Origin of the sequence: Marseilla massiliensis (assembly GCF_016899855.1) — a bacterium.
Taxonomy (GTDB): domain Bacteria; phylum Bacteroidota; class Bacteroidia; order Bacteroidales; family Bacteroidaceae; genus Prevotella.
The window spans coordinates 1-11,093 of sequence record NZ_JACJJG010000085.1 but is presented as its reverse complement, the minus strand read 5'-3'; the positions used below and the strand labels follow the sequence as shown (position 1 = coordinate 11,093).

Genomic DNA, 11,093 nt, shown 5'->3' with positions numbered 1-11,093 from the left:
GAAAGTCCTGAAGTTCTTGTGAAAGTATATCCATATTCTTCTTAAAGATACAAGTTGACAAGCAGACGAGCGGACAATGAGATTATTCTAAGCCATACCATTCAACAAGGCTAATCTCCTTGTCCGCTCGTCTGCTTGTCAACTTGTCTGCTTTTATTTCATCTGTTGCCGTACATCTGTTCGTAATACTTGGTGTATTCACCGCTGGTAACCTCGTTTACCCAATCCTGGTGCTCCAAGTTCCAACGGATAGTCTTGACGATACCGTCTGCGAACATAGTTTCCGGCAGCCAGCCAAGCTCGTTCTTGATTTTCGTCGGGTCGATGGCGTAGCGCTGGTCGTGGCCGAGACGGTCAGTGACAAACGTTATCAGGTTGTCGTTTATCCAGCGAATGTCAATATCGCCGTTAGCATCAATGACCTGCTTTTTCAGTATCTTGCGCAAGCCCTTGTCCTCAGCCATCATGTCGTGGATGGTCTTTATGGTGAGCTTCACTATGTCGATATTCTTCATCTCGTTGTGTCCGCCAACGTTATATACCTCTCCGTCACGTCCTTCACGCACAACAAGGTCTATTGCCTTACAGTGATCCTCCACATAAAGCCAGTCTCTCACGTTGTCACCCTTGCCGTAAACTGGCAACGGTTTGCCCTCAAGGATGTTGTTGATTATCAGCGGAATGAGTTTCTCGGGGAAGTGATACGGCCCGTAATTGTTCGAACAACGAGTAATTGTTACGGGCATGTGGTATGTGTCATGGTATGCTTTTACAATAAGGTCGGCGCTTGTTTTAGAGGCGCTGTACGGACTATGGGGACACAAGGGGGTCTCTTCGGTGAAATAACCGTCGGCTCCAAGCGAGCCGTAAACTTCGTCTGTGCTGACCTGATGAAAGCGTTTGCCCTCTTTCCATGTAGGGTATCCCGTAGCGTCCTTGCCCGTCACCCACGCACGGCGGGCAGCATCGAGCAGGTTCTGGGTGCCGAGTATATTGGTTTCAAGGAACAGCTGGGGATTCTCTATGCTGCGGTCAACGTGGCTTTCGGCGGCAAAGTTGACAACATAGTCAATGTCGTTATCGGCAAAAAGGCTGTCAACCAGCTCGCGGTCGCGTATGTCTCCATGCACGAACACACATCTCTTGCCGTCTACGTCATCCTTTATCGTGCCGTAGTTGCCTGCATACGTCAGCGCGTCAAGCACTATTACCTTAATGTCTTCATCCTTATATTTCCTGTAAAGGAGATATTTTACGAAATTGGAGCCTATGAATCCGGCAGCTCCCGTAACAAGATATGTCTTCATATATAGTTCGGTTTTGAGGTTCTTTGGTGCTACGGTCATAGGGTTTAACGTTTATGCGACTAACGGAAGATTACAAATTGACTATGTTGATGTAACTTCCGCATAACCGCAAGACCTTATAACCGCAAGACCTTATTTATTATATATAACCCGGCTTATGCCTAAATATTGTGCAGATGGTCTTTTCTTGGATCAGAAAGTGTCACGACTTCAAGGTCCTTAAACGCGCTTCCGTCTACCGTCAGCCTTACCAGCGTGCGGTCTTTATGCCATCCCTGAAGACCGGCCGCACCGGGATTGATGTGCAGCAGGTTAAGGTTCTTGTCGTATTTTACCTTCAGGATGTGTGAATGTCCGCTTATGAAGAGCTGTGGCGGACTGGCATATATCCTCGCACGAATGCTCGCGTCGTAGTTACCAGGATATCCGCCGATATGCTTCATGAGCACGTCAACGTCCTCACATTTCCACCTCAACAGCTCGGGATACATCCTCCTGAGGTCGCCTCCGTCGCAGTTTCCGCACACGGCACGGAACATCCTGAACTCAGCCAAGCGCTCGGCAACTTCCATCGAGCCGATGTCGCCGGCATGCCATATCTCGTCGCACGGCTCGAAATAGTGCAGGTACTTGTCGTCCCAGTAAGAGTGTGTATCGCTGATTATGCCGATTCTCTTCATGTTCTGTTACGGTTTTAAGGTTATAAGGTCTTACGGTTTTAAGGTTTTGCAACTTTTTGAAACAACGAGGTCATTATCTACAGTCATAAAAAACCGCATAACCTTATTACCGCATGACCTCACAACCCTATTTCAAGTTTCTTCCTTATGAATTCCTTGATAAACTCCACCGTGCCGTCCATACCGAGAATGCTCGAGTTGATACACAAGTCGTAAGACGTGCTGTGCCCCCATTGCTTACCGGTATAATAATTATAGTATGACGCACGTGCGCCTTCCTTGTTCTCGATGATTTTCTTCGCCTCAGCCTCGTCACATCCATGTCGCTTGCATATACGGGCTATACGCTCGTCGAGGTTGGCTGTAACGAACACGCTTACCGTGTTCTTGAAGTCACGAAGCACATAATCTGCGCAACGCCCAACGAACACGCACGAATGGGCTGCGGCGGCCTTGCGTATCGCATCGCTCTGGAACTGGAACAGACTCTCCTGCGACAGTTTGTTGTTGTAGAAGTTATTGTCTGACACGAACGGTGTATGCATGTGGAAAAGCATACGGAAAAAGCCTTTCTTCTCATCGTTCTGCTCAAAGAACTTTTCGCTGAAACCGCTCTCCTTAGCCGCAAGGTTCAGCAATTCACGGTCGTAGAAGTTGCACCCGAAATCCTCGGCAAGCCTCTTGGCTATTACCAGTCCGCCGCTTCCGAGCTGCCTTCCGACGTTGATTATTATTTTTTTATCGTCCATAGCTTTTATTTTTTAGTTGACAAGTAACAAGCTGACGAGCGGACAAGGAGATTTGCTTCTTTTAATAAAGCAGACAATTTGACTTCCTGCTGAAAACATATCTCCTTGTCACTCGTCACTTGTCACTTGTCTGCTGAATACTTACATTCATTTGTCTCTTAAACTTCTTCATGTACCTTGCCATCATTACAAGAGCCACGATGGCGGCTATGGTGTCAGAAACAGGCATTGCCGTCCATACGCCGTCAAGCCTCATGATGGGCGGCAGAATGACGAGCAATGGCAGGAGGAACAGCATCTGGCGCGACAACGACAGGAATATGCTGATCTTGGCCTTGCCTATGCACTGGAAGAAGTTGGTGATAACCATCTGCATACCTACTATCGGGAATGCCAGCATGTGTATCCTGATACCCTCGATGGACATGTCGATGAGCGTCTTGTCGGTCGTAAAGAGCCGCGCGCACTGGTAAGGGAAGAACTCCGCAATGATGAATCCCGTAGATGTTATTACCGTTGCGGTAATCATAGCGTACTTGAGCACCTTCATCAGTCGGTCGTAACGCTGCGCGCCATAGTTGTAGCCGGCTATCGGAAGCATACCCTGGTTAAGGCCGATAGTCACCATAACGAAGATGAACGACACCTTGCTGGCAATACCGTAGGCGCCTACGGCAAGGTCGCCGCCGTAATGCGACAGGCCGGCGTTGATGAATATCACCACCACGCAGGCGCACACGTTCATCGCGAAAGGCGACATGCCTATGCCGGCGATATTCTTCACGATGTCGCGCTTCAGCTTGTAAATGCCCCGCTGGAAGTGCAGTATCTCGTCCTGGTTGCTGAACAGTTTGATCTGCCACGCCAAAGCCACGCCCTGCGAGATTATTGTTGCAAGCGCGGCGCCGAATATTCCCATGTTGAACACCCATATAAATATAGGTGCAAGCACAATGTTCAGAATGACGGTAAGTATAGTCGCCGCCATAGCCTGCTTTGGCTTGCTGGCCGCGCGCAGCACGGCGTTCATTCCGAGGAACGTCTGTGAGATGACGTTGCCGGCCAATATCACCAGCATATAGTCGCGTGCGTAAGGAATTGTGTGCTCGCTCGCACCGAAGAAATACAGTATCGGGTCGAGGAACAGCAGCGCTATAAGACCGAACGCTATACCTACCACAAGGTTCAAGGTAAAACTATTGCCGAAGATATGCTCGGCCATGGCATAGTCTTTCTGTCCCAACTTCACCGAAATACATGTTGACGAGCCAATGCCGACGGCGGCTCCGAAAGCCGCCGAGAGGTTCATCAGGGGGAACGTGATGGCCAGTCCCGAGATTGCCAGCGGCCCCACGCCCTGACCTATGAAGATACTGTCGATCATGTTGTACAGCGACGAGGCCGTCATAGCAATGATGGCAGGCAGGGCGTAGCGTGCCAACAGCTTGCCTATCGGTTTCGTTCCTAATTCAAGTGTTGCCTGTTTGTTATCCATACAAATCTCTATTTCTCTTTAATCCGGTGCAAAGTTACTGCAAATTGAGAGAAGAACAAAATAAAAGAGAGTGAAACGGACTTTTATTTTTTCTTCCGAAATGCAGCGTAACTTATCCAAAGTTACTGCAAAATTTCGGTTAAGCGAAATAAAAGGATAATGTATTATACTTTTATGAGCGATAGAAATTTATTCAAATTGAGAGAAGAACAAAATCAAAGAGAGTAAAACGGTCTTTTATTTTACCGCCACCCGTTATACATACTGTCTGTTTCTATTTTTCAGATGAAGGTCTATCCGATAGTTTGTGGTATGGCAATAAACGGCAAAAGGCCATCTTTCATCTTGTAAAAGATGGCCTTTTGGAACGTAAAACACGGTCTTTTGCGTTCCAAAAGGCCGTGTTTTACACTGCGTTTCATAAGCCACTGATTATCAATACGATACATATCTACCGACAGAACATGCGCCCACGGCATGCGCAAGGGTATTTCCGTATATGCGGAAAGCCTCACGCTACCGCCTCATCCGGTACTCCGACGGCGTGCATCCCTCATGGTGCTTGAAGTATCGGCTGAACGTAGACTGGTCGGGAAAGTACATTCGGTCGGATATTTCCTTCAGGCTCATGTCCGTACACCTGAGGTATTGGCGGATGAAAGTCATCGTTACGCTCTCTATCCACTGCAACGCGGCGCGCCCGCTCCTCTTCTTTATTATAGACGAAAAGTAGTATGGCGACAGGTGTTGCTCATCGGCGTAATACTTTACGGTGCGCTGACGGTGGCAATTCTCGTGTACGGAGATGACAAAACGGTTAAGCACGGTGTCGTCCCTGTCTTGCGGTACGGCCTCAACCGGCGTGTTGCTGAAGTACACGTCAAGCACTTTCAGGCACAGCGCATAGTACAGATGGCGCAGGTAGTTGTCGCGTATGGTTGTCAGGGGTACGGTCTCTTGCCGACTATATTGTGTTCCGTCGCCGTGGCGTTCGTAAGCGGCGGAAATGGGACGTGGCCTTTTAGCGTCGCCGATTACGTCCATCAGGGCAACGATTTCCGCCGCCTCACGCTCCGATAAGGCAACGCACGACTCGTCACGTATTCTTAACCGCTTGCGTATGTCTATCAGGCTTACCACCGGATAATAAGCGTCAACGTCGTCTTCCTCGAGTATTCCGGCCAGGTCATGACTCCTTTCGAGGATGTGCAGAAACGTGTTTGGGGTGTAAATGCACAGGTGGTTACGCGATATATTATATGTCTTGGCGCCCAAAAGGATTTTCGCCCACCCCTGCCTGCACAGGAAAAAACCGTACTTATGCACCGAAACCGTGGCGTGGTTGGCAATAAGCTCGTCGATGTCCAATGTCTTCTTGTATGTCAACATGCTTTTGTTTATTGTATAATCAGATACCGCAAATTAACAAAATAAAATGCATATAACCGCTACAACAGCGTAAAAAAACATATAGCAGTTGGAAAATTGCACAATCATAGGCTAAAATTGTATGCGACAGTAACATGTAAACGCCATACCTTTGCAACGTAGAACAACGTAAAAAAACACTTACACGATGAAACGCTCATATATTCATATCCTATGTTGCATGGTCATCGCCACCACATGCGCAGGCCGTACGATGTCACTGAAGGAGTGTGTCGCCCTCGGCATAGCCAACAACCTCACGCTCGACAACGCCCGCATAGGCATGCAGAAGGGGCGCACCACGCTATCGCAAAGCCGCTCGCGACTGCTGCCTACGGTAATAGGCACGTTCCAGTTGACCGACTACCTGAAGAGTCCGGTCAACGTTACGACGGGCACTGTGCTTGGAAACGACATCCCCGACGACCCTACATGGCAGACAATCAAAAGCACGCAATACAACGCCAACGCAGGTATCCAGCTCTCGATGCCGCTCTTCAACCAGACCATCTATGCCGCGATAGACGCCGCGAAGACAGTGGAGGGCATCAGTCAGTTGACATACGAGAAAGCCGTTGACGACCTGACGATGAACATCAGCCGCACTTACTACCTGGCGCAGGCCTCGCTCGAACAGCAAATCCTGTTGGAAAAGAACATCAAACGCATGGCTGAGCTGTGCGAAATAACCGAGGCCTTGTACCGCCAGGGCGTGGTAATGGAAGTCGACTTAAGCCGTGTGCGCATTAACATGAAAAACCTTGAGGCGCAGCGAAGCCAGTATCTTACCCTTTACGGGCAGCAGCTCAACCTCCTGCGCTTCCTGATGAACGTCGGCGCCGACTATCCATTGGACGTTGAACGCATGCCTGGCGACATCACTCCGGTGCAGACTTTCGGCGTAAGCGACGGTCTGCCGGAGCTGCGTTTGGCCGAGAAACGTATCAAGACAACACGCGCGGGATACCTTCCGAGCATATCTTTGACCGCCTATGCGGGCGGCGTAGGCTATCAGGAAGAGTTCAACTGCTTCTTCCACGGAAAAGAAGCGACTGATAATTGGTTCGGCAACTGCTTCGTAGGTCTTACCGTAAAGATACCCATCTTCGAGACAAACGCAAGGAAACTGCAGATAAGACAGTACAAGCACGACGCCCTGCAAGCCGCCAACAACATACGCCTGGCACGGCAACGGATAAACGAAAGCTATGACAACGCCATGCTTCAGCTGCATCACAACATGGAAGTGTTCCGCACGCAGACCGACAGTTACCGCCAGGCCGAGGCCGTATATGACGTCACAGAAGAACAATACAAGGAGGGAGTAGCCTCGATGACCGCCCTGCTTCAGGACGAAATGCAGCTTCGCACGGCGCAGGCCGCATGCGTGCAGGCGCACTATCAGTACAACATAGCACAGCTGGAACTGCTCAAGCTTTCGGGTAATCTGGCTCTGCTGAGCAAATAAAACAGAATAACAAATAACCATATAACATCATGGAAAAGAAGACTTTTGGCAAGGCTGCGGCCATATTGCTGCTCGCCGCGGGAGCAACGGTCATAGTGACGATGTTCACCGACAACGGCGTTGAGCGCACCGACGACGCCCAGGTGGAGCAATACATCTCGCCTGTGAACGTCAAGGTGGCCGGATATATTAAGGAGATACGCTTCACCGAGCACCAGTTCGTGCACAAGGGGGACACCATTCTGATAATCGACGACCGTGAATACGCCATCGCCTTGAAGCAGGCGGAGGCGCAACTGATGGACGCACGCAGCGGACGGAAGGTAATAGGTAACAGCGTTAACACCGCTTCGAGCAGTGCCACGGTGCTGGATGCGTCGATTGAGGAGGCTGAACTCCGCGTGGAAAAGCTCGAACGTGACTACCGCAGGTACAGCGCGCTGCTGGAGAAAAAGGCTTCAACGCCCGTCATCGTTGAGCAATACAAGACCGAATTGGACATGGCAAAGGCCCGGGTGAGCGCTCTCAAGAGGCAGAGGGAGGCCGCGCGGTCGACCGTCAGCGAGGTGAGTCAGTGTCAAGAGAACGCCGACGCCGCCATACAACGCGCTGAAGCGGCGGTCGACATGGCGCGGCTGAACCTGTCGTACACCGTAATCACCGCCCCAGCCGACGGCTACTTAGGACGCAGGACGATAGAGCAAGGCCAGTTGGTAAGCCCCGGACAGACAATCACAACGCTTATTCCCGACGGCAAAAAGTGGGTTGTTGCCAACTTCAAGGAGACCCAGATGGCACGTATCCGACCGGGACAGAAGGTGGAGATAACCGTAGACGCCATGCCCGGAAAGCGGTTTGCTGGCACGGTGACGGCTATCAGCCAGGCCACGGGCTCAAAGTATTCGATGGTTCCAACGGATAATTCGGCAGGCAATTTCGTCAAGATTCAGCAGCGCGTTCCCGTCCGGATAGACTTCAACGGCAGCCTTTCCGCCACCGACAACAGCCGCATGGCGGCCGGCATGATGTGTGAAATCAAAGTGGACGTAAAAGACGATTGAGCATGGAGAAGGAAAGAAACAACTACCCGTTCCGCCCGTCCGTGCCGCGCCCTGTCGGCATACTGGTGCTGCTGTTGATGTTCATTCCGCCTACGTTCTCGGGCGGAGCCTACCTGTGCAACGTCGCCGAGATGTCCGGCGGGCTTGCGGTGAGGACGGAGGACATACAGCTTGCCAGCTTCTTCACAAGCATAGGGATGTGCCTGTTTCCGCCGTTCATGGTGCGCTTCCTGCAGGCTCGCAGACCGAAACAGACCTATCTGTGGTGCTTCCTCATGCTGATACCGCTCAATTACGTGTGCGCCGTCACCACGTCGGTGCCCGTATTGCTGGCCACCTGCCTGCTTACTGGCTTCATACGTATCGCCGTCATGCTCAACTGTACTTTCACAATAGCCCCTTACCTGACGGGAATGGATACGCTGGCGATGTTCACGATGACGGCCGAACCGCCTGCCGACGTGCAGTACGGACTGGAACGGAAGCGCACTTTCCTGATGCCTGTGCTGTATTTCTACATCCTCATCATCTCGCAATCAAGCAATCTGCTTACCGCCTGCTTTGCTTACGAGTACAGTTGGCAGGACGCTTACTACGCCGTCATCGGCATGTTGCTCGTGGCTTCGCTGCTTGTAATGCTCACGATGGCCGACGAGGAGAAAAAGGAGAAATGGGAAATAGAGTGGACAATGGTGCCCGACATGCTGCTGATGGGCGCTGCGCTGTGCTCAATGGCTTACGTGCTGGTGTATGGCAACGTGCTCGATTGGTTCGACTCGATGTACATCCGCGCCGCCACTGCCGTGTTCCTGCTGTCAGCCGGGGCGTTCGTGTACATGGCCTTCCGCCACAGGGAGCACTATTACCTGCCGCCGGAGGTGCTCACGTTCCGCAACGTATGGATGTCGATGTTGCTCTTCATACTCGCCATGGTGTTCAATTCGGCCAACTCGTTTGTCACCGCTTTCGCAAAAATCGCCACCCCGATAAACAACATGCAGGGCGCGTTCATCAGCCGGTGGGCCATCGTCGGCTGCCTCATTGGCCTCGTGCTGTCTCTGCTGATGGTGCTTCGCAAGGCGCGTTTCCGCACAATCTTCGCCACGGCATTCATCATCATGGCGTCGGCCGACGTGTACATGTACTTCCAGTACAGCACGACGGGACTGCTGGAAAACATGACCCTGCCCACGATACTCAACTTCACGGGCCTGCTTATGCTGTATTCGCTCGCGGCGGCGTTCGGCATGAAGAGCCTGCCTTCACGTTATCTGGCCACGTACGTGTTCCTGATGATATGGATGCGCAACGCCATCGCGCCCGTTGTCGGCGCTTCGATATACTCCAACTGGCTTACGGAGCGGCAGCAACATTACGTCACACGGCTGGCGCAGACCGTTGACCGTGAGAACACAACCGCCGCACAGACCTTCACCATGACAAAACTTGTAGGACAGGCCGGCGGCAAAGGCACGCTGGAAGCCGAACAGCTGGCCACCATTTCGCTTAAAGGCAGGGTGACGGTGCAGGCCGCCATCGTGGCGATGAAGGACATAACGGGACAGACCGTGCTGCTTATCGCAGGAGCAGTGATACTTGTTTTCATCCTGCCTTACCACAAGGGAGAAACCGCCTGACGATTGTCGCTCTATCAATATATAATCAATCTTTTTCCAAAAGGCCGCCTTTCGAATCGCAAAAGGTGGCCTTTCATCGTCTAAAAGATGGCCTTTTACAAGCCAAAAGGCCATCTTTTGAAACGTCGTTCATAACACACTGACTATCAGGAGGTTATTTAGCACCTTTAACTTCCTTGCCAAAATATTTTGCATTTCGCTCGACTTACACTATCTTTGCATAAGAGTCATTCATCAAAAACACGGACAAGAACTATGGAAAAGAACAGAATAACCGAACTTTTCGGTATAAAGTACCCTATCGTACAGGGCGGAATGGTGTGGTGTAGCGGCTGGAGACTGGCCTCTGCGGTGAGCAACGCCGGCGGACTTGGCCTGCTCGGAGCCGGCTCTATGCACCCCGAGACGCTTGAGGAAAACATAGCCAAAATGAAAGAGGCCACCGACAAGCCTTGGGGAGTTAACGTCCCACTGATGTATCCGGAGATAGACCGCCTGATGAAGCTCATCATCGACAGCGGCGTGAAAATCGTTTTCACCTCCGCAGGCAGTCCGAAGAAGTTTACGCCAATGCTCCACGAAGCAGGAATAACCGTCGTTCATGTCGTATCGAGCAGTAAGTTCGCACGCAAATGCGAGGAAGCCGGAGTTGACGCAATCGTTGCCGAGGGCTTTGAGGCAGGCGGACACAACGGTCGCGAAGAAACAACAACGATGACGCTAATCCCCCAGGTGCGCCGCGCGACAAGCCTGCCACTCATCGCCGCGGGCGGTATCGCTTCGGGCGAAGCAATCCTTGCCTCGATGGTTCTCGGCGCCGAAGGCGTACAGATAGGCACCCTCTTCGCCCTGACCGAGGAGAGTTCGGCCTCGGAAGCGTTCAAGCAAAGATGTATTTCTACGGAAGAGGGTGATACGATGCTGTGCCTCAAGAAGATAGCCCCTACCCGACTGATAAAGAATTCGCTATATGATAAAGTGAAAGAGGCCGAAGACGGCGGTGCCTCTGCCGACGACCTGCGGGCCATATTGGGCAAGGCCGCCTCAAAACGAGGCATATTCGAGGGCGACATCGACAGCGGGGAGCTCGAAATCGGACAGATTGCCTCGGCTATAAAAGCCGTCAGGCCCGTTGCCGAAGTAATGAAAGAACTGGTTGACGGAGTTGAAAGGGCGAAGGAAAAGATAATGTAATTAAGAATTAAGAGTTAAGAATTAAGAAAAATAGCCTTGCTGGTTTATAAAGAGCTTTATATCTCAGTATTAAC

Annotated in this window: 9 protein-coding genes; 4 read left to right on the top strand and 5 right to left on the bottom strand. The window is 51.4% G+C overall.

All coding sequences use genetic code 11. The features are described from left to right. Positions 1-158 precede the first annotated feature (158 nt). The 5 genes from rfbB to H6A34_RS11435 form a co-directional block, all read right to left on the bottom strand. Positions 159-1,307, bottom strand: a complete 1,149-nt coding sequence (gene rfbB / locus H6A34_RS11455; protein ID WP_205105626.1) for a dTDP-glucose 4,6-dehydratase — start codon at positions 1,305-1,307, stop codon at positions 159-161. A 161-nt stretch (positions 1,308-1,468) separates the two neighbouring features. After that, positions 1,469-1,987: a metallophosphoesterase family protein gene (locus tag H6A34_RS11450; protein WP_021947608.1), complete on the bottom strand. Its 519-nt coding sequence runs from the start codon at positions 1,985-1,987 to the stop codon at positions 1,469-1,471. A 119-nt stretch (positions 1,988-2,106) separates the two neighbouring features. Next, entirely contained in the window at positions 2,107-2,736 is a 630-nt protein-coding gene (locus tag H6A34_RS11445) for a cytidylate kinase-like family protein (protein ID WP_021947609.1), read from the bottom strand. 115 nt (positions 2,737-2,851) lie between these two features. Further along, positions 2,852-4,231 (bottom strand): MATE family efflux transporter, encoded by a 1,380-nt coding sequence (locus tag H6A34_RS11440; RefSeq protein ID WP_205105625.1) that lies wholly within the window; start codon positions 4,229-4,231, stop codon positions 2,852-2,854. A gap of 516 nt (positions 4,232-4,747) precedes the next feature. Next, the gene (locus H6A34_RS11435) at positions 4,748-5,620 is read right to left on the bottom strand and encodes a helix-turn-helix transcriptional regulator (RefSeq protein ID WP_205105624.1); all 873 of its coding nucleotides are present in this window, start codon (positions 5,618-5,620) and stop codon (positions 4,748-4,750) included. A gap of 187 nt (positions 5,621-5,807) precedes the next feature. Between H6A34_RS11435 and H6A34_RS11430 the strand changes: the two genes are divergently transcribed. From H6A34_RS11430 to H6A34_RS11415, 4 genes are all read left to right on the top strand, one after another. After that, a complete protein-coding gene (locus H6A34_RS11430) occupies positions 5,808-7,127 on the top strand; it encodes a TolC family protein (protein WP_205105623.1) in 1,320 nt (439 codons plus the stop codon). Between the two features lie 29 nt (positions 7,128-7,156). Further along, positions 7,157-8,188, top strand: coding sequence for an HlyD family secretion protein (locus H6A34_RS11425; RefSeq protein ID WP_205105622.1), 1,032 nt, complete (start codon positions 7,157-7,159; stop codon positions 8,186-8,188). Positions 8,189-8,190: 2 nt separating this feature from the next. Further along, positions 8,191-9,825, top strand: a complete 1,635-nt coding sequence (locus H6A34_RS11420) for a hypothetical protein (protein ID WP_205105621.1) — start codon at positions 8,191-8,193, stop codon at positions 9,823-9,825. A gap of 255 nt (positions 9,826-10,080) precedes the next feature. Further along, entirely contained in the window at positions 10,081-11,019 is a 939-nt protein-coding gene (locus tag H6A34_RS11415) for an NAD(P)H-dependent flavin oxidoreductase (RefSeq protein WP_205105620.1), read from the top strand. The last annotated feature ends 74 nt before the right edge of the window (positions 11,020-11,093 follow it).

Bases quoted from the DNA above. Each gene is read 5' to 3' on its own strand.
- H6A34_RS11425 (WP_205105622.1), top strand. From the start codon at position 7,157: ATGGAAAAGAAGACTTTTGGCAAGGCTGCGGCCATATTGCTGCTCGCC.
- H6A34_RS11450 (WP_021947608.1), bottom strand. From the start codon at position 1,987: ATGAAGAGAATCGGCATAATCAGCGATACACACTCTTACTGGGACGAC.
- H6A34_RS11440 (WP_205105625.1), bottom strand. From the start codon at position 4,231: ATGGATAACAAACAGGCAACACTTGAATTAGGAACGAAACCGATAGGC.
- H6A34_RS11445 (WP_021947609.1), bottom strand. From the start codon at position 2,736: ATGGACGATAAAAAAATAATAATCAACGTCGGAAGGCAGCTCGGAAGC.
- H6A34_RS11435 (WP_205105624.1), bottom strand. From the start codon at position 5,620: ATGTTGACATACAAGAAGACATTGGACATCGACGAGCTTATTGCCAAC.
- H6A34_RS11415 (WP_205105620.1), top strand. From the start codon at position 10,081: ATGGAAAAGAACAGAATAACCGAACTTTTCGGTATAAAGTACCCTATC.
- rfbB (WP_205105626.1), bottom strand. From the start codon at position 1,307: ATGAAGACATATCTTGTTACGGGAGCTGCCGGATTCATAGGCTCCAAT.
- H6A34_RS11420 (WP_205105621.1), top strand. From the start codon at position 8,191: ATGGAGAAGGAAAGAAACAACTACCCGTTCCGCCCGTCCGTGCCGCGC.
- H6A34_RS11430 (WP_205105623.1), top strand. From the start codon at position 5,808: ATGAAACGCTCATATATTCATATCCTATGTTGCATGGTCATCGCCACC.